Raw genomic sequence first — 19,003 nt, forward strand, 5'->3', positions numbered from 1 at the left:
TTAGTTGTAGCGAGCCAGATAGCTGTCCAATGCAACCATCTGATCTTTCGTGAAGACCCCTGCCAGATAGCCATCCGGCCTGACCAACACGGCGGAGCCTTCAGCGAGGCCGTAGAACTGGGCGAATTGACCCAGGTAATCTTCGATTTCCCAGCCGGGCCCGATGCCGTGGATATGCAAGCCCGCGCTTGGCGCGAAGTTCGAGGGACCATTGGCTAACAGGGTCCAATGTGTGCCCTTGAACAGGTTGAACAAGCGCGTTGGGCTGCCGCCTGCGCCTCGAACGACAGCATCAGGTGCGCGATCGCCTGGCGCGAGCCCGCTGTCGGTGGCCTGCGACGGGAGCGATAGCGGCGAGTGGGGATAGCCGATATCCAACTGCTGGACCTCACGGGTCCGCCTGTTGTCCCCGGTCTTGAAGCTTGCAAGCAGGCGCGTGGACAGCCCGAGCACGTCTGCGGCCACCGGGCGGCGCTCAGCTTCGTAGGTATCCAGTAGAGCCTCTGGTGCGCCGGCCAATACGGCCGCCAGCTTCCAGCCCAGGTTGTAAGCGTCCTGGACGCTGGTGTTGAGGCCTTGTCCACCGGTAGGCGGATGGACATGCGCCGCATCGCCGACCAGGAACACCGGGCCATCCCGGTAACGGTCGGCAAGCCTGGCATTCATGCTGTAGATGGATGACCAGGCGACCGAATGGACCATGATGTCCGTGCGCCCCGTGTGCTGGGCAACGCGTTCGGTCAGCGCAGCCGCGCAGAGATCTATATCGCCCTCCAAGGGAACAGGGGCCTGGATCTGGAACAGGTCTGTGCCCGCCAACGGGCAGATAGCCAATGGGCCTGAGCCCCCACCATCAAACTGGTGCCACACGTCGCGCGGCAGTCCATCCAATATGACATCGGCCACGATCGCCCGTACGCCCAGGGTCTTGCCCGGAAAGCCAATCCCCAAGGTGTTGCGCACGAAGCTGCGCCCGCCATCGGCACCCACCAGGTATCGGGTATGGAGGGTCTGTTCTCCATCCGGGGTTGCGAGTACGGCTTTGACTCCGTCGGCGCTGACCAGCGTCCCGGTTAGCTCGACACCAAACTCTGGCGCATGCCCCAGTTCGATCAAGCGCTCGCGCAAGACTGCTTCGGTCTTGAATTGAGGAATCATCAAAGGCAGGCAATAGGGCTCGGCAGGTCTGGGCTCGGCAACGTTCGTCACGTCTTGGTCCACGTGACTGCCATCGGGCGCGTATTTGCGAATAGTCGGGTAGATACCGCCTGCGGCCATGATCCGGTCCAGGATCCCGAGATCTTCGAAGACCTCCTGGGTGCGGGGCTGAATGCCTTTGCCGCGCGAGCCCAAGAAGGGCGAGGAAAGCTTTTCGATGAGGGCAAAGCGCACCCCTCGCCGCGCCAGGTCAATCGCTAAGGTAAGGCCCGCGGCACCGGCACCACAAATCAGGACGTCAACGGGCTTACGCATATCACCTCTCCCAAGAATGTGTAAGATGCACATATCAGGAGAGCAGCTTATGACCGTCGAAAATAAAGTGCAAGATACACATATATCGGCGCAGATGAAGGATCTGCATCGGTCCTTGATCTCGATCGTGAGCGTGATGAACCGGCCTAGGAACGACGAGCGACTCATCGCGGAAGCTGGTGTACACCTGGACCAGGCGCTCTTTCGCCTGCTGGTGGTAATCGAGCGGGTGGGGCCGATTGGTGTCGTGGATCTGGCAGGTCGCCTAGGCAGGGACTATACGACCATCAGCCGTCAGGTCTCCAAGCTTGAACACATGGAGTTAGTGATCCGGCATGAGAACTCGGAAGATCGACGGATGCGCGAGGCGGTGGTGTCCGCGAAGGGCAAGGCGATCACCGACCAGATAGACCAAGCGCGCGAGCGCCTGGCACGAGGAATCTTTCAGGACTGGGCTGCCGAGGACATCACCGACCTGGTGCGTCTGATGCGTAAATTTGCCAAGGCCCTGGAACAGGGCACAGGGGCTGGTTAGCTCGGCAACTTTCGCGGGATCAGCCACCATGGAGCGGCCACAACAACCACCCCACCCCTAATGCGAAGAAACATACCCCGACGCCGCCGCCCCCTCCGGCAACGCATAAGTCGCCCTCATCCATTCCACCTCGGCCTGCGGCGTCCGACCAAACATCCGCTTGAACTCGCGGCTGAACTGCGAGGCGCTTTCATAGCCGACGCTGAACGCCGCCGTCGAGGCGTTCATGGTGTTGCGCAGCATCAATAATCGCGCCTGGTGCAGGCGGGTCGATTTCAGGTACTGCATGGGTGATGCGCCCGTCACGTTGCGAAAGTGCAGGTGAAAGTTGGGGACGCTCATGCCGGCTTCCTGCGCCAGGGTTTCGACGTCCAGATGCTCGTGATAGCAACTGTGGATCTTGCGTATCGCCCGGGTGATCTTGCCGAAATGTCCCCGGCGACTGAGGGCGGCGCGCATCGAGCCGCCCTGTTCGCCGGTCAGGATTCGATAGTAGATTTCCCTCATTAGAGAAGGGCCCAGTATTTGCGCCTCGCCCGGACGGCTCATGGCCTCCAGGAAGCGCAGCGTCGAGGCGCGCAGCGGCTCATCCATGGGCGAGGCGTACATGCCTTTGGGCTGGGCGTCGCTGGGGCCGTGGGTTTCGTCCACTTGCAACATGAGTTCGCTGGCCAGTTGCAAGTCGAGGCGCATATAGACCGCCAACATGGGCTCCGCGGCGCTGGCGTCGGTCTCCATGGTGAATGGAACGGGGACAGACACCACCAGGTAATGCTGGGCGTCATAGACATAGACGTCATCGCCCAGATAACCGCGCTTGCGCCCCTGGCAGAGGATCACGATGCCGGGTTCATACAGCACCGGCGTACGCGTCAGGGGGCGGTTCGAACGCAGGAAGCGGACGTCGTCCAGCGCGCTGAGGTTGTAGCCTTCCACCGGTGCGAGCTGTTCCATCAGCTGCACCATGCGCGCAGCGGCCTGAGTCATCGAAGTCCCCTTTTTGCTGGCCGTTCAACTGTCGGTCGAACGGGTCAGCGCTTCCCATTGATCAATCTCACTGGCGGCACGACTCAGCTTTTCCCGCACCAGCTTCAACGCATCACTGCCCAACAGCAAATGCGCGGGAGGTGTCGGGCTGGCGATGATCTGCAGCATGGCCTGCGCCGCTTTCCGCGGATCGCCCAGTTGTTTGCCGCTTTTCTCCACGCGCGCTTTACGTATCGGATCGAAACTGGCGTCGTAGTCGGCAATGCTCCGCGCCGTGCGCTGCATCGAACGGCCGGCCCAGTCGGTGCGAAACGAGCCGGGCGCGACGGCCGTCACGAAGATGTTGAACGGTAGCAGTTCCTTGCTCAGCGTATCGGAGAGGCCTTCGAGGGCAAACTTACTCGCGCAGTAATAAGAGATGCCCGGCATGGTAATCGTGCCGCCCATGGAAGTGATATTGAGGATATGACCGGCACGGCGCTGGCGAAAATACGGCACGAAGGCCTTGGTCACCGCCACCGCGCCAAACACGTTGACGTCGAATTGACGACGCATTTCCTCCAGTGGCGACTCTTCGAAGATGCCTTCGTGGCTATAGCCGGCATTATTGACCAGCACATCGACCGGGCCGTGGGCGGCCTCCGTCGCCGCCACATCGGCGTCGATTCGATCGAACTCGGTGACGTCCAAGATGACGCCATGGGCACGCTCCGTGGACAGCGACTCGAAGGCCTGCAACGCCGCCTCATTGCGCACCGTGCCGATGACACGGTGGCCTGCTGCAATTGCCTCTTGCGCGAGTGCGCTACCCAAGCCGCTGCTCACGCCGGTGATGAATAGGGTTTTGCGACTGGGCATGGTGAACTCCAATGGATGAACAGGTAGCCATGGTAGCGAGCGAAAAATGCCCCTCCTATGCCGGTTTGCCTTGGGGCATTGCCTATTCCTATCAGCGCGTCAGAGGCATCGCCGCCAGCGCCCTACCCTAGACTCACATGCCTCAGCCGAGGCTTCCGCGGGTATACTGGGCCCGCTTCACAAGCCCTGAAATCTCCCATTCAGTTCATGGATCGAATGAAAACATATCTTGCTGTTCCATTAGCAGTGACTCTCGCTTTTGCAATGACCGGTTGTGGCAGCCGCCAAGCGAGCGTTCAACCCTCTTCCATGCCAGTAGTTCCACTGGCGGCGGATGAGCATCATGCAAGCCTTACCTTCCGCACCCTCGGCGGCGCGGGTGATCACCCCGTCAGCTATTCGCTGGGTCCTGCCAACGCGGTCGAGTACGCCATGTCTTCCGCTGGCGAGCCCGTCTACGATGCAGGCTACTTCAAGCGCATACCGGGTTACCTGAAGAAAATGGCAGGTGGCACGGACAGCATCGATACGCTGGTAGAGGCCGAAAAGCCCCTGAAAGTGAGTGCGTCGGTGAAAAGGCAGATCGCTACCCTCAATGGCATACCCATGCATACGTTGTTCGGCTACGGCATAACACCACAGCCTGCTCCGCTGGTATTCACACCACGACCGCAAAAGAACTATCTCATTGAAACGGTGATCGCGGATTACTACATCATGAAGGTGTATGAAATTTCCGCGACGGGTGAGCGCAGAGAGGTCAGCGTGCCTGTGGGTACGAATTGAAATCTGACCCGAAAAAAAAGATACATAGGATAACGAAGACACATCCTGTCTTATCGAAGAAGCCGTTGCCTCTTACTCATAAAACCTGGTCTGTACTAACTTTTTGTAAAGGATAAATGTGATGTTTCCACGATATTTCCGCTGGATTTCAGCATTGGGTGTTCTCGCTGCCCTGGCGGCATTCATATTTTTCGGCCTTGGGGTGTTTACCGGTCAGGCGCCAGCGACGGATCTGATCAGACCCGTCATTGCCGTTATCGTGTTTGCTTGGGCTTTCACTCAGTCGACCAAGGCCTGAAAAAGCGGCAGACCACGTTTTTTATCGCAGAAATTGGGCAGGAGCGTGGTCTGCCTCTCACTCAAGCCTATTCAAGATGTTTCGACGCTTAGTTATCTGCGCGCCAGTCGACTAGACCTTAACGTGCTTGAGTTCATCCAACGTGAAACTAGAAAAAACCGCCCGGCAACATTTCAACGCTATCCTTTCTTTGGCGGATATGTTGAAAGCACGGATCCGAGCCTCCGGGGTATACCTAAACTATCCTCTAAGTGCCGTTTACGCTACCCCACCTCCTTCTCTATGTCTCCAACAAAGTCTTCAATAATTCGCCTATCTGAGTCATTTTTTGCAGAACGACGTAACACGGGGACTAGATAATAGAGTAACAATTCGCGCCTAGCAGCATCTTCCGGTAAAGCTTTCTTAACACAGCCGACCATAGAAGCTACAGACATGATAGATGCGAACGCCTCGTATCCTCGATAACCTGAAAAAGGCAGCTTTTTAAAGAAATGATTCGCCAAACGCTGCTGTTCAGATTTTTTCCATGATCGATGGGGTAGAAGCAAAATGGCCTCCCCCCATTCATCAGAGTCTATTGGATATGTATCAATCAACCAGTCGGCAGCTTGATCGGAGCTCATTCTTGAAAGCTGTTTACACAGTTCCGCCTGTCGTGCGTCCATACCAAACCTATTTAGGGTTAAAGAAATTTTGGGGCAGACCAGAGTTATCTTTCAACGAAGCAGGCGGCTTGTAATGCCCTGAGCTGTTATCCCACTTCGTTATAGTGCCTCGCTCTGGTCCTTGGTTGTTCCCGAAGCGAATAGAGCCCGCGTATTTAACGTCTTTACCACCACTAAGCCCAAGATGGGTTGAAAACCCTTCGTTGATATTCGGCCTACTAACTTTAATAGTCCCATCCGGCAACGTAACAAAATCATATGAGCCTGAGGGAGTAATTCTGCCGCCTGCTTGCCCTTGGAGCCAATACCGCCCTGACTCGTCCTGAACCAGAGTTCTTATTGGTCGCTGTGCGATAGCTGGATCAGACGGAAAAACGTTAGTAAGTGTGCCACGCTCAGTAAGATTCGGAACAGTCTGCACCTGTGGTTTACCGCCAGCGGCACCACGTCAGTTCAGGAGAGGGAAAACTTTCTGCGTAAAAAAGAGACGCATCTCACAGGACGCGTCCGAATGGCTTGGTTGATTCGCGCTATCCGCAATTTCCAGGCCTGCCGTTCAGACGGAGGAAGGCGCGTTGCCCAACGCCTGCACGACGGGCGGCACCGTGCGCTGTCGATTCGACAGCGGCTGCTCCAAGGCGCCTCGCCCATAAAACACCAGCGCCATCAACCAGCAGCTCAACCAGACAAAGATTCCCGCCCAGAAGGTATGGGACATGTAGTGCCAACCCTGCAGGACCCGCGTCGTGCCATAGACGAACCCCAAGGCCAACGCCCCATACATCACCGCTTTGGAATGACGCCAGCGATAACGACGGGCGACGAAGTACAGCGCCAGCAGGGTGAAGCCGCCGGACGCATGGCCACCCGGCCAGCAGCGCCCCTCACCGGCCACTTTCAGCAGGTCGAAATTCCGGAACCATTCCTTGTGCTCGATCTTGCCGGCGTATTGGCTGGTTTCCACCGGGCAGTACACGCTGGTATGGCCCTTGAGGTAATGGATAACCCCGGTACTGAGCGAAAAGGCGAAGACAACGTAGAGGAAATCGCGCCGGTGTTTGTAGGCAAAACGTAGCGGTTTCGCCAGCCGGGTTCTGTCCAGTACGCGAAGTAGCCCAGGGCGCTTTTCCGGTTTCAACAGCGGCCAGAAAAACGACAGCACGGCGCCGATTATGGCCGCCTCCCCCGTCCAGTTCGGAATGGCCCTGGCCCATTTGTGCGTGATTTGCTCGAACAGCCGCACATGCCCCAACGGAAAGACCTGGTGCAACGGGTCATAGAAAAGATTGCTGATGGCGATGTCGATACGGGTCAGATCGAAAAGCAGGAACACCATGGCGGCAACGGCCAAGGGAATTCCGAGGTTGAGCCCGTAGAAACGGGCGCGGGCAGACGTCAGCATGAGCGGTCCTGGTCGTGGGAAGAATTACTGGAATGTCACCGAGCGCCAGTCAGGGGCTTCGATAAAACCGAGCACTCGTGGCGCTTGTGGCTGAGCGCTGGAAACGAACAACGAAGCCCCATAGCCGAACGAGGAAGTCGGGCGCAGAAGCGCGGTTTCCATCGCCTGCATGCATTCGCTGTGGGTGATTAGGATCAGGTTGCGACCGGCCACTTTGTGGGCCAGGGCATTGCGCAGCAGGTCATGTCGGCAGTCGAACAGCCAATCGTCACCGGCGCTCACCTTGTTGAACATGTAGCCCGCCGTCTGCGCGGTGCGCACCCGTGGGCTGTTGTAAAGGTCGACGTGGTCCAGGCCCAGTTGTTCGAACCGAGCCCCGAGCCCCACCGCAACGGCACGGGCGCGGTCGGTGATGCCTTCGCGGTCACCCAGGCAAGCAGCCTTGGAGTGGTCGCAGCGCTCGACATGGCGCACCAGCACGATCATTTCGCCCTTGGCCCAGCCATCGGCCAGGGCCCGGGCGCCGGCGACGTTGCCATGGGCCAGGTCCGGCACCGCTGCCGGGCCGAGTAGCCACAGGACCAACGGGACAGCCAGCAGCGCCGAGGCGAGCACGACCACGGTGTTTTGGTAACGGGCAAAACGGCGCCTATCGATCGAGCGCGTCAGGCCGAAAAGACTCAGTCTCAGTTCCACATCAAGCCGCCCCGACGGCATCCACCCAGTGATTCGATGGCGCGACAGTAGAGAGGCCGACGTAGGCAGGCAGTGAAAGCGATGTGAAAAAAAACTTCGGATTCAACGATCGCGCCGCTCACAGCGCTCGATCAGTTACCTCCCCATCCACCAGCCGCCGAATCCCTAGCGGATTGCCGTTCTGCAATGCCTGGGGCAACAACGCATCCGGGTAATTCTGGAAACACACCGGCCGCAGGAAACGATCGATGGCCAACGTGCCCACCGACGTTCCCCGTGAATCGGATGTTGCCGGATACGGTCCGCCGTGCACCATCGCCTCGCACACCTCCACCCCGGTCGGATAACCGTTGAGCAGGATCCGCCCGACTTTTTCCTGCAGTACTTCTGTCAGCCAACGGTACTCCAGTAATTCATCAGCCTCACCGATCAACGTCGCCGTCAACTGTCCGCGCAGGCCGTGCAGCGCCGCCGCCAACTGTGTCCGATTCTCCACTTCGATGACGATGGTGGTCGGCCCGAACACTTCTTCCTGAAGCAACGCATCGCCCTTGAGCAACAGGCTGACATCGGCCTTGAACACCTGCGGCTGCGCCTGGTTGCCCTGTTGCGTTTTGCCCGCCAGGTGCGTCAGGCCCGGATGCTCGTACAGCTCACCGAGGCTGCGGCTGTAACTGGCCAAGGTGCCCGGGTTGAGCATGGTTTGTGGCGGTTGCTGGTTCATGCTCGCGCAGAAGCTTTCCAGGAACAGGCTGAACTGCGGCGAGCGCAGGCCAATGACCAAACCCGGATTCGTACAGAACTGACCGCACCCCAACGTCACCGAACCGGCCAACTGCGCCGCGATCTGCTCGCCGCGTACCGCCAACGCTTCGGGCAGCAGGAACACCGGATTGATGCTCGACATTTCGGCGAACACCGGAATCGGCTGTGGCCGGGTGGCGGCCATGTGGCTCAAGGCGTTGCCACCCTTAAGCGAACCGGTGAAGCCCACCGCCTGAATGGCCGGATGCTTGACCAGCCATTCACCGACACCCCCGCCATAAATCATGTTGAACACGCCGGCCGGCATTTCAGTCCGTTCAGCGGCACGGATGACCGCGTCCGCCACCCACTCGGCAGTCGCCATGTGGCCACTGTGGGCCTTGAACACCACCGGGCACCCCGCTGCCAGCGCCGAAGCGGTGTCACCGCCGGCCGTGGAAAAGGCCAGCGGAAAGTTGCTGGCGCCAAACACCGCCACCGGCCCCAGGGCGATGCGGTATTGACGCAGATCCGGACGTGGCAGTGGCTGGCGATCGGGCAATGCGCGGTCAATCCGCGCACCGTAGAAGTCGCCACGACGCAGCACGCTTGCAAACAGACGCAACTGGCTGCTGGTGCGACCGCGCTCCCCTTGAATGCGCCCGGCAGGCAATGCGGTTTCGCGGCACACGGTAGCGATGAAGTCATCGCCCAGCGCGTCGATTTCCTCGGCGATTGCATCGAGAAACGAAGCGCGTTTTTCCGCGCTCAGGTTGCGGTAAACCGGGTAAACCGCAGCAGCGGCCTTGGCGGCGGCATCCACTTCGGCTTCGGATGCCTGGAAGAAGGTGCCGGGCAAGGGCTCGCCGGTGCTCGCATCGAAGCTTTGCAGTTGCAGGGTGCCGTTGGCGCTGCGACGGCCGCCGATGTAGTTGTATCCCTGTGGCAATGTCATGAGGGCATTTTCCTGTTGAAGGCTTAGAGCGCACGCACCTGGCCGATGGGCAGCGGCTGGGCACTCTCGCCGATACCGTTCACCAGCGGCGCACCGAACTCATCGAGGCTGATCCGAAAGCGATCCCCCGGCTGTGTCTTCACACCGTCGGCGAACGACAGGGTAGCGGTGCCGAAGTAATGCACATGGACATCACCCGGTCGCAAGAACTGCGCGTACTTGAAGTGGTGAAATTCCAGGTTGGCCAGGCTGTGGCACATGTTGTCCTCGCCGCTGAGAAAAGCCTTCTCCCAGAGGGTTTCGCCATTGCGCTCGATGCGACTGGTGCCGACCAGATGCCTGGGCAACTCACCGACGCGCAGCTCCGGGCCGTAGGAGCAACTGCGCAGTTTCGAGTGGGCGAGGTACAGGTAATTGCGCCGCTCCATGACGTGGTCGGAGAACTCATTGCCCAAGGCATAACCGATGCGATACGGCAGGCCATCGTCGCCAATCACATAGAGACCGGTCAGCTCCGGCTCTTCACCGGCATCTTCGGCAAACGGAGGCACCGGGAAGTCCGCGCCGGGGTGCACGACGATGCTGCCGTCACCCTTGTAGAACCATTCCGGTTGCGCACCGACCTGCCCCGGCGCCGGCTTTCCGCCCTCGATCCCCCATTTGAAAATGCGCATGGTGTCGGTCATGCCGGCCTCGACCTCACCGTCATGCTGGTGCATCTTGTCCCGCGCCGAGGCGCTGCCCAGATGTGTCAGGCCGGTGCCGCTGATCAGGCAGTGGGCCGGATCTTCGTGATCCAGCGGCGGCAGGACTTTGCCTTGGTGCAACAGCGCTGCGTAATCCGGGCCCGGCTCGGTGCCGCGCGAAGCGACTTCTTCATGCAGGCTGCGATTGCCACGGATCGCTGCAAGCGCCAGTTCCCGGGTATTGCGGGTTCCTTTGAGCACTTGAACAAGTGCCCCATCGACGACGCCGACCTGGCGCTCTCCGGCGGAGTTTTCAAATTGAATCAGGCGCATGGCGGCCTCCAGAAATCAGGGTAGGCGCCGCTCGTTTGCGGCGCGTCCAGGTCACTCGATGATGTTGAAGTCGCTCAGGTATTCATCGGAGATTTCCAGGCCCAGGCCCGGCGTGTTGTCGTCGAGCTGGATGTACCCGTTGACCGGTTGCGGCTCGCCCTTGAACACGTAGTAGAAGAGTTCGTTGCCAACCTCGACGTCGAACACCGGGAAAAACTCGGCCATCGGCGAGGCGGTGGTGGACATCGTCAAGTGGTAGTTGTGCATCTGCCCGGCGTGGGGAATGACCGGCACCGACCAGGCTTCGGCCATGGCGTTGATCTTGCGCGCGGCAGTGATGCCGCCGACGCGGTTGGTGTCGTACTGGATGACGTCGACGGCGCGGCGTTCCAACAGGTCTTTGAAGCCGTAGGAGGTGAACTCGTGCTCGCCGCCGGAGATCGGCATGATGCCCATCTTCTTCAGTTCGATGTAGCCTTCGATGTCGTCGGCGATCACCGGCTCTTCCAGCCAGCGCGGTTCGAACTCGGCCAGTTTCGGCAACATGCGCCTCGCGTATTCCAGGGTCCAGCCCATATAGCATTCGAGCATGATATCGACGTCAGGGCCGGCCAGCTCCCGCAGGGCGCGCACTTGTTCGATGTTGCGGCGCATCCCCGCCGGACCGTCTTTCGGACCGTAGCCAAAGCGCATCTTCAGCGCGGTGAAACCCTGGTTGAGATAGCCCTGGGCCTCTTCGAGAAACAGATCGAGGTTGTCGTTGGCGTAGAGCTTGGAAGCGTAGGTCCAGATCTTTTCCTTGGTGCGACCGCCGAGCAACTTGAACACCGGCTTGTTGACGGCCTTGCCCATGATGTCCCAGATCGCGATGTCGATCGCCGAGATCGCCGCCATGCCGATGCCTTTTCGGCCCCAGGCGTGACTCTGACGGTACATTTTCTGCCAGATGTATTCGTTGTCGAAAGGGTCTTCGCCAATGGCGATCGGTGCCAGGTAGGTGTCGATGATTTCCTTGGCCACACGCGGTGCCAGGGCGCAGTTACCGATACCGACGAGGCCGTTGTCGGTCTCGACTTCCACCACCAGCCAGCCGTGGAAACGGAAGGAGCCCATCGCGTCGCCGCGCTCGAACAGGATGTCGCTGGCGTTGGTGCAGAAGTGCGCCTGGGGCGGGACGACTTTGCCCTTCCACTCGAAAACGCGGGTACGGATCGCTTTGATTTTCATGAAATACAGTTCCTTGGGCTGCGGCTTCTTGTCATTGTCGGTCGTGTGCGCAGAGCCTTTTCAGGAAGGGGCTCCGGCATCCGATGGGCCGACTTTAGCCAGCGTCCGAGGACTGCGGATAATCACTTATGCGTATCCGGCGATAGCCTGAGGTGATAGCAAATCCGAGTAAGAGAGCAGATCGGGTTATCAGCCATACACAAACAAATGTGGGAGCGAGCCTGCTCGCGAAAACGGTGTATCAGCCACTGGAAATGTGGCTGTACTACCGTGATCGCGAGCAGGCTCGCTCCCACAACGGACCGCATTGATTTCAGGATCAGTGCCGGTTGCGTCCCATCCGGCATGCGATTTCGAAGGCCTGGCGCGTAGCACCGACGTTGGCCTTGCCCTGCCCCGCGATATCAAAAGCGGTGCCGTGGGCCGGGGTGGTGATCGGAATCGGCAAGCCGCCCTGCACCGTCACGCCACGGGAGAAACCCATCAACTTGATCGCGATCTGGCCTTGGTCGTGATACATGGTCACGACAGCATCGAAGGCATTGGCATCGCCCTGGACCTTGAGAAAGATCGTGTCTGCCGGATACGGCCCTTGTGCCGCGATGCCCAGCGCCTGCGCCGAGCGTACGGCCGGACCGATGATGTCCAGCTCCTCGCGACCGAACGAACCGTTGTCGCCGTTGTGCGGGTTCAAGCCGCAAACACCGATTCGCGGTTGCTCCAGGCCATTGCGCTTGAGGGCGGTGTCGATCAGTTGAATCGCTTCCACCACCCGCTGCTCACTGAGCAGGCCCGGCACTGCGGACAGGGCCACATGGGAGGTCACGCGTGAAGTCCAAAGGTTGTCGAGCACGTTGAATTCGCAGAACGGTCCGTGGAAATCCAGCAGCTCGGCAAACCAGTGCAATTCATCGCTGTGGGCCATGCCCGCCATGTGCAGCGAGGTCTTGTTCAGCGGCCCGAACAGGACCGCGTCGGTGGTCCCGGCTTCGGTCAGGCGCAGGGCCTTTTCCAGGGTGTCGAGGCTGTAGCGACCGCCAATCACGCTGGCCTCGCTACGGGGGAACTCGCCGACCGTGTCGCCGCGAAAGTCATGGAACAGCGGCGTGTCATCGACGAACTCCAACACGTCCAGTGTCTCCACCCGGCGATAAGGAAACTCGCTGCCGGCGATGCGCATGCCGCGACGCATTTCCGCTTCGTCGGCAATCAGAATGATGTTGGCCTTGCTGCGTATCTCGGGCTCGGCGAGCAAGCGTGCAATCAATTCCGGGCCAATGCCAGCCGGGTCACCCAGGACCATGGCGATAGTGGTTTTTTTCATGCTTCACTCCTCAAGGGTCCCATGCCACGCCCGGTCATGACGCAAAGCTCTCGTCCTGAGCCATGACACGTACCCCGTTTGTTATTGTTGTGAAATGCCGTCGGCCTGAAGACGTTGCCGAGCACTATCGGAGGCCCGGCGATAACCGTCTAATCAAAACTTGAAATCAGGTGATAGCTTCGGGTTATGGCATAGCGCGCTTTCAGCCTTCGGGTTCTATTTCGGCTTGTTTCAAAAAAGCCCCAGCCCTCGACATCTGGACGATGTCCACCCGCTCCTTTTTGCGAGCTATAACCTCAGGCTATCGGTGTATGTATTGTTTTGACTAGACGCGGCGCCGGCACCTTTCCACACTCAGGCCAGGCTTGCGGCTTCATCGCGCAGACAAGTCACTCATAACAACGACAAAAACGAGGCCCATCATGCGAAATGCATTCGTCCGTCGCACATCGCGTCTTCTTCTAGGCGGCGCCCTGATTGCCGTCGGCGTCCTTCCCGCCCTTGCCCACGCCGCCTGGCAACCGGACAAGAATGTCGAAATCGTCGTCGCCGGCGGCCCGGGTGGCGGAACCGACCAGCTCGGTCGCCTGATCCAGTCGATCATCACCACCCATAAGCTGCTCGACGTCAACACCATTGTCCTCAACAAGGGTGGCGGCAACGGTGCCGAGGCCTTCCTCGACATGAAGATGAACAAGGGCGATGCAGAGAAACTGGTGATTGCCACCAATAACGTTTACCTGTTGCCGCTGGTTTCCAAGCTCGGCTACCAATGGCAGGAACTGACCCCGATTGCCGCCGTGGCCGAAGATGACTTTATCCTCTGGAGCTACAAGGGCGCGCCGTGGAAAGACGCGAAAGGTTTCTACGAAGCGGCCAAGACCGACCCGGCGAAGCTGCGCATGGGGGGCAGCCAGTCCAAGGACGTCGACCAGACCCTCACCCTGCTGCTCAACCAGACCAACAACAGCAAACTGGTGTACATCCCGTTCAAGAGCGGCAGTGAAGCCGCGACCCAACTGGCCGGCAAACACATCGCGGCCAACGTCAACAACCCCAGTGAAAGCATCAGCCAATGGCGCGGTGATCAAGTCGAACCGCTCTGCGTATTCAGCAAGGAGCGCATGAGCTACACCGAGAAAGTCGCCGGAAACAAAGCCTGGGCCGATGTTCCAACCTGCCACGAACAGGGCCTGGGCATCGATCAGTACCGCTTCCCGCGTACGGTGTTCATGCCCGGCGATGTCAGTGCCGAACAACGGGCCTTTTATGTCGAGCTGATGCGCAAAGTCACGCAGACCGATGAGTTCAAGGCCTACGTCAAACAGAACGCGCTGGTGCCGACGTTCCTTGAAGGCGAGCCCCTGACCGCCTACATCGAAAAGGACGTCGCCCGCGTCACCCCGGTGTTCAAGGAAGCCGGCTGGCTGAAAAACTGAAGTTGCCAGGGCCGCTCGCCCCAGGGCGGTCGTCACCTACTGGAGGTGTTTGATGTCCCATTCTTCGGATTCACCGGCGCTGGTCGGTACCCGTTGGGTCGAGCTCGGCCTGACGCTGTTTACTACCCTGCTCGGTGCCGTGGTGATGTTCGGCAGTGTCGAACAAGGCATCGGCTGGGGCGATGCCGGCCCTGAACCGGGTTACTTCCCGTTCTATATCGGCCTGATACTGAGTGCGGCGAGCGTCGCCAACGGCGTGCTGACGGTGGTGCGCTGGCAGGCCCTGAGCGTTGCATTCCTCACCCGTAGTGCGTTCAAGCAAGTGCTATCGGTTTTCCTGCCCATTGCCCTGTTCGTCGGTGCGATGCCCTTCACCGGCATCTACCTCGCGTCGGCCTGCTTCATTGCCTGGTTCATGTGGCGCGACAAGGTCCGCGCCAAGCCTTACGGCAAGTGGATGATCGGTGCGGTTGCCCTCGGTGCGGCGCTCGCCAGCTACCTGATTTTCGCGCTGTGGTTCAAGGTCCCGCTGGATGCCGGCCCAATAGGCGACTGGATTGCCCTGGCCGGGAGAACCTTCAAATGAGCGAGTTCGATTCCCTGTTGCAGGGCATGAACCTGATCCTGACCCCGGGCCACATCGGTCTGATGGTGATCGGCGTTCTGCTGGGCATCCTGGTCGGTGTGCTGCCCGGTCTCGGCGCGCCCAATGGCGTGGCGCTGTTGCTGCCCTTGACCTTCACCATGTCGCCGGTGTCGGCGATCATCCTGCTGTCGTGCATGTACTGGGGCGCGCTGTTTGGCGGCTCGATCACCTCGATCCTGTTCAACATTCCTGGCGAGCCTTCATCGGTGGCGACCACCTTCGACGGTTATCCGATGGCCCGCGAAGGCCGGGCTGCCGAGGCGTTGACCGCCGCGTTCAGCTCGGCGCTGATCGGTGCGTTGTGCGGGGTGTTGTTGCTGACGTTCCTGTCGACAAAAATCGCAGCGTTCGCCATGTCCTTCAGCTCGCCGGAGTTCTTCGCGGTGTACCTGTTGGCGTTCTGCACCTTCATCGGCATGAGCAAGAACCCGCCATTAAAAACCGTGGTCGCGATGATGATCGGCTTCGCCATGGCGGCAGTCGGCATGGACACGGTTTCCGGCAACCTGCGCCTGACGTTCGACCAGCCGATCCTGATGACCGGGATCAGTTTTGAAGTGGCGGTGATCGGCCTGTTCGGCATCGGAGAAATTCTCTGCACAGTCGAGGAAGGCCTGGTGTTTCGTGGCGAACATGCGCGCATCACACCGATGGTGATTTTGCGCACCTGGGCCAGGTTGCCGCGTTATTGGTGGACGATTGTGCGCAGCACACTGGTCGGTTGCTGGATGGGCATCACCCCCGGCGGCCCGACGGCGGCATCGTTCATGAGCTACAGCCTGGCGCGACGTTTCTCGAAAAACCGCGACAACTTCGGCAAAGGCGAGATCGAAGGGGTGATCGCCCCGGAAACCGCCGACCACGCTGCCGGCACCAGCGCGCTGCTGCCGATGCTGACGCTGGGCATTCCGGGTTCCGCCACGGCAGCGGTGATGCTCGGTGGCTTGATGATCTGGGGCCTGCACCCTGGGCCGACGCTGTTCGTCGAGCAACACGACTTTGTCTGGGGCCTGATCGCCAGCATGTACCTGGGCAACGTGGTCAGCCTGATCGTGGTGTTGGCCACCGTGCCGTTGTTTGCTTCGATCCTGCGCATTCCGTTCTCGATCATCGCGCCGATCATCATCATGGTCTGCGCCATCGGTGCGTACTCGGTGCACAACTCGTTCTTCGACGTGGTACTGATGCTGGGCTTCGGTGCGCTGGGTTACCTGTTCAAGAAACTCGGCTATCCGATTGCGCCGCTGGTGCTGGCAGCCGTCCTGGGGGACAAGGCCGAAGACGCATTCCGTCAGTCGATGCTGTTTTCTGACGGACAGCTGGGAATTTTCTGGTCCAACCCATTGGTGGGCAGCCTGACCACCGCCGCGCTGCTGATGCTGTTCTGGCCGCTGATCTCCAAGGCACTGGGCCTGCTGGTGGGCTTGCGCAAACCCCACGTCGCCGAGGCGAAATCATTGCTGTGACTCGGCACTGCTGGTAACGCCTGGCATTTATTGTCAGGCTTGCCACGGACTTTCCAGCGAGTACCGCCCATGACCCGAATTCCTGTTGCCAATGTCATCCATAGTCGACTGCGTCTGCGCCAACTGCGGCTGATGCTGGCATTGCAGGAATTAGGTTCTCTGCGCCGCGCAGCCGACCACATCGGCATGACCCAACCGGCTGCCACCAAAATGCTGCACGAAGCCGAGGACTTGCTCGGCGTCGAGCTGTTCGAACGCCTGCCCCGTGGCATGCGCTCCACCCCATTCGGGGAAACCGTCATTTACTACGCGCGTATGGTCTTCGCCGAGCTCAGCGGCATGCGCGAAGAACTGGTGGCACTCGAATCCGGCAACCTCGGCCGGGTGGCAGTCGGCGCCATTCCGGCACTGGCTTCGGGACTGCTGACGCGCACCATCGCGACCTTGAAACAAAGCCATCCCCGCTTGTCCATGAGCATCCAGGTCGACACCAGCGACGTGCTGGTACAAGCGCTGTTGCAGGATCAACTGGACATTGTCCTCGGCCGTATTCCCGCCGGTGCCCGCGCCGAAGAGTTGCTCTTCGACAGCCTCGGGGAAGAGGCGCTGTGTGTCATTTGTGGCGCGCAGAATCCGTTGGCGCAGGCGAGCCGACTGGGCTGGGCCGAGCTACAGAGCATGACCTGGGTGTTGCAACAACACCCAAGCCCGATGCGCGCAATCATCAACCAGGTGTTTCACAACGCCCGGGTCGATATTCCCAGCAGCATCGTCGAAACCACCTCGATCATGACCTTGCTCTCATTGGTCCAGCAGACCGACATGCTCGGCGTCACCCCGATATCGGTCGTCGAGGATTATCCAGGTCGTGACTTGCTCGCCGTGTTGCCGATCAAGTTCGAAGCCCGGTTGCCACCGTACGGATTGATCACCCGCCGCCATCGCATTCAGTCATCGGCGATGCAGGCGTTCATGAATTCGGTACGTGCCGAGCATGCGTTATTGAACTGAAAGGCCCGCGTCGGACGGCCGATCAGCCAATCGACGAGGCCAGCCCCTGCATGAACTTTTCTTCACCCCACATCCTCGCGGGATTCGCTAACATCGCCTCGCTCATTCAAGAAACTAAGGTTTTAGCCCGCTCTCCCGCGGGCTTTTTTTTGCCTGCATTTCAGGCCGAGTCGCCCGCTGTGCCCCCTGCCTTTCCCGATGTAGAAAAAAATCTTACAGATCCCTCCGTTTCCGCCGATAAAGCTCCGTTACACGTTTTTGCTGGCTCTTAACAACAACAATCTTCCAGCCAACCGACGATAAGCAGCACAACGTTCCTGGAGGAATTTGATGAATAGCTGGTTTGGCAACATTAGCGTCAACATGAAATTGGGCCTGGGCTTCGGCCTGGTGCTGGTCCTGACCTGCCTGCTGGCCCTGACCAGCTGGACCAGCCTTGGCGGCCTGATCGACCGCAGCAACTGGATGAGCGACATCACCCAGCTCAACGCCGGCCTGACCAAACTGCGCGTGACTCGCCTGCAATACATGCTGGCCAACGGTGACGAAACCGCTGCACAGAATGTGCAAACCACCCTCGACGGTTTCGTCGCGCAACAGAACGCGCTGCTCAACAGCTTCAAGAGCCCGGAAAACGTCAAGCTGCTCAGAGAGCAGAGCGCGACCATCAGCGCCTATCAGGTATCACTGAACAAAATGCGCAGCGCCTACCGCACCGGTAACAGCGCTCGTGATGTCATGGGGGCGAACGCCGAAACGGCCTACAAGCTGATCGAGGCCATCGACGCCGACGTGAAGCATATGGCCCTCAACGATGAACGCTTCGCCCAGTTCCAGGCCATCACTGAAGCCAAGCAGGCGTTCATGCTCGCTCGTTATGAAGTGCGCGGCTACACCGCCAACCCCAACGCCGATACCGAACGCAAGGCCTTCGCCCAACTGGACGCGGCGATTGCTTCGCTCAAGCCGCTGAACGAATATTTTGCCAGCGTCCATCAGGACGAACTGCGTCAGCTGGAAACCACCCTGGTGCAATACCGCAGCGCCGTGCAGGCCTTCAAATCGGCCACGGCCGACGTGGTGCAGGCGCGCAAGGAAATGACCGACCAGGGCGCGACCATCGTTTCCCTGAGCGAACAGCTGTACCAGATCCAACTCGACCGTCGCGACGCCGAAAGCGCCCAGGCGCGTACGTTGCAACTGGTCAGTACATTGCTGGCGTTGTTGGTCGGCATCATTGCTGCCGTCATCATCACCCGCCAGATCACCCGTCCGCTGCGCGAAACCCTGACCGTGGTCGAACGCATCGCCAGTGGCGACCTGTCGCAGGATGTGATCGTCACCCGTCGCGATGAGCTGGGCGTACTGCAACAGGGCATCGCGCGCATGGGCGTGACCCTGCGCGACCTCATCAGCGGCATCCGTGATGGCGTGACTCAGATCGCCAGCGCCGCCGAAGAATTGTCGGC

At 59.8% G+C, this 19,003-nt stretch carries 17 protein-coding genes and 1 pseudogene; 8 read left to right on the plus strand and 10 right to left on the minus strand.

The annotated features are described in order from the left end of the window. On the minus strand, positions 1-1,473 hold the full coding sequence (locus J3P84_RS23940) for an FAD-dependent oxidoreductase (RefSeq protein ID WP_434626250.1): 1,473 nt from the start codon (positions 1,471-1,473) through the stop codon (positions 1-3). A gap of 49 nt (positions 1,474-1,522) precedes the next feature. Between J3P84_RS23940 and J3P84_RS23945 the strand changes: the two genes are divergently transcribed. Continuing rightward, the gene (locus J3P84_RS23945; RefSeq protein WP_434626251.1) at positions 1,523-2,008 is read left to right on the plus strand and encodes a MarR family winged helix-turn-helix transcriptional regulator; all 486 of its coding nucleotides are present in this window, start codon (positions 1,523-1,525) and stop codon (positions 2,006-2,008) included. Between the two features lie 57 nt (positions 2,009-2,065). On the opposite strand, the gene J3P84_RS23950 is transcribed toward J3P84_RS23945, so the two are convergent. Together J3P84_RS23950 and J3P84_RS23955 are read right to left on the minus strand one after the other, a co-directional pair. Beyond that, the gene (locus J3P84_RS23950) at positions 2,066-2,995 is read right to left on the minus strand and encodes an AraC family transcriptional regulator N-terminal domain-containing protein (RefSeq protein WP_434626252.1); all 930 of its coding nucleotides are present in this window, start codon (positions 2,993-2,995) and stop codon (positions 2,066-2,068) included. Between the two features lie 24 nt (positions 2,996-3,019). Beyond that, positions 3,020-3,853 (minus strand): oxidoreductase, encoded by an 834-nt coding sequence (locus J3P84_RS23955; protein WP_434626253.1) that lies wholly within the window; start codon positions 3,851-3,853, stop codon positions 3,020-3,022. A gap of 216 nt (positions 3,854-4,069) precedes the next feature. Here J3P84_RS23955 and J3P84_RS23960 point away from each other — a divergent pair, with 216 nt between their 5' ends. Both J3P84_RS23960 and J3P84_RS23965 read left to right on the plus strand, forming a co-directional pair. Next, positions 4,070-4,639 (plus strand): hypothetical protein, encoded by a 570-nt coding sequence (locus tag J3P84_RS23960; RefSeq protein WP_434626254.1) that lies wholly within the window; start codon positions 4,070-4,072, stop codon positions 4,637-4,639. A 121-nt stretch (positions 4,640-4,760) separates the two neighbouring features. Further along, positions 4,761-4,937, plus strand: a complete 177-nt coding sequence (locus J3P84_RS23965; protein ID WP_434626255.1) for a hypothetical protein — start codon at positions 4,761-4,763, stop codon at positions 4,935-4,937. Between the two features lie 263 nt (positions 4,938-5,200). On the opposite strand, the gene J3P84_RS23970 is transcribed toward J3P84_RS23965, so the two are convergent. The 7 genes from J3P84_RS23970 to J3P84_RS24000 form a co-directional block, all read right to left on the minus strand. Beyond that, the gene (locus J3P84_RS23970) at positions 5,201-5,605 is read right to left on the minus strand and encodes a hypothetical protein (protein ID WP_434626256.1); all 405 of its coding nucleotides are present in this window, start codon (positions 5,603-5,605) and stop codon (positions 5,201-5,203) included. Between the two features lie 556 nt (positions 5,606-6,161). Beyond that, a complete protein-coding gene (locus tag J3P84_RS23975) occupies positions 6,162-7,007 on the minus strand; it encodes a phosphatase PAP2 family protein (RefSeq protein ID WP_434626258.1) in 846 nt (281 codons plus the stop codon). A 24-nt stretch (positions 7,008-7,031) separates the two neighbouring features. Continuing rightward, positions 7,032-7,703, minus strand: a complete 672-nt coding sequence (locus tag J3P84_RS23980) for a histidine phosphatase family protein (RefSeq protein WP_434626259.1) — start codon at positions 7,701-7,703, stop codon at positions 7,032-7,034. A 118-nt stretch (positions 7,704-7,821) separates the two neighbouring features. Then, positions 7,822-9,402, minus strand: a complete 1,581-nt coding sequence (locus J3P84_RS23985) for an aldehyde dehydrogenase (NADP(+)) (protein ID WP_434626260.1) — start codon at positions 9,400-9,402, stop codon at positions 7,822-7,824. A 23-nt stretch (positions 9,403-9,425) separates the two neighbouring features. Continuing rightward, a complete protein-coding gene (gene araD1, locus J3P84_RS23990; protein WP_434626261.1) occupies positions 9,426-10,421 on the minus strand; it encodes an AraD1 family protein in 996 nt (331 codons plus the stop codon). 51 nt (positions 10,422-10,472) lie between these two features. Beyond that, the gene (locus J3P84_RS23995; protein WP_305496980.1) at positions 10,473-11,648 is read right to left on the minus strand and encodes an L-rhamnonate dehydratase; all 1,176 of its coding nucleotides are present in this window, start codon (positions 11,646-11,648) and stop codon (positions 10,473-10,475) included. 319 nt (positions 11,649-11,967) lie between these two features. Then, entirely contained in the window at positions 11,968-12,972 is a 1,005-nt protein-coding gene (locus J3P84_RS24000; protein WP_434626262.1) for a 4-hydroxythreonine-4-phosphate dehydrogenase PdxA, read from the minus strand. Between the two features lie 422 nt (positions 12,973-13,394). On the opposite strand from J3P84_RS24000, the gene J3P84_RS24005 reads away from it, so the two are divergent. The 5 genes and pseudogenes from J3P84_RS24005 to J3P84_RS24025 all read left to right on the plus strand — a co-directional run. Next, positions 13,395-14,411: a Bug family tripartite tricarboxylate transporter substrate binding protein gene (locus tag J3P84_RS24005; RefSeq protein ID WP_434626263.1), complete on the plus strand. Its 1,017-nt coding sequence runs from the start codon at positions 13,395-13,397 to the stop codon at positions 14,409-14,411. A gap of 52 nt (positions 14,412-14,463) precedes the next feature. After that, positions 14,464-14,997, plus strand: coding sequence for a tripartite tricarboxylate transporter TctB family protein (locus J3P84_RS24010; protein ID WP_434569883.1), 534 nt, complete (start codon positions 14,464-14,466; stop codon positions 14,995-14,997). Next, positions 14,994-16,523 carry a tripartite tricarboxylate transporter permease gene (locus J3P84_RS24015; RefSeq protein ID WP_434626264.1) on the plus strand — a complete coding sequence of 510 codons (1,530 nt, stop codon included), beginning with the start codon at positions 14,994-14,996 and terminating at the stop codon, positions 16,521-16,523. The genes J3P84_RS24010 and J3P84_RS24015 overlap by 4 nt, the downstream gene beginning before the upstream one ends. A 69-nt stretch (positions 16,524-16,592) precedes the next feature. After that, the gene (locus J3P84_RS24020) at positions 16,593-17,534 is read left to right on the plus strand and encodes a LysR family transcriptional regulator (protein WP_434626265.1); all 942 of its coding nucleotides are present in this window, start codon (positions 16,593-16,595) and stop codon (positions 17,532-17,534) included. Positions 17,535-17,999: 465 nt separating this feature from the next. Then, positions 18,000-18,878 (plus strand): annotated as a pseudogene (locus J3P84_RS24025) (methyl-accepting chemotaxis protein); the annotation flags it as partial. Positions 18,879-19,003 lie beyond the last annotated feature (125 nt).

The organism is Pseudomonas sp. Z1-29, assembly GCF_051131995.1.
Taxonomy (GTDB): domain Bacteria; phylum Pseudomonadota; class Gammaproteobacteria; order Pseudomonadales; family Pseudomonadaceae; genus Aquipseudomonas.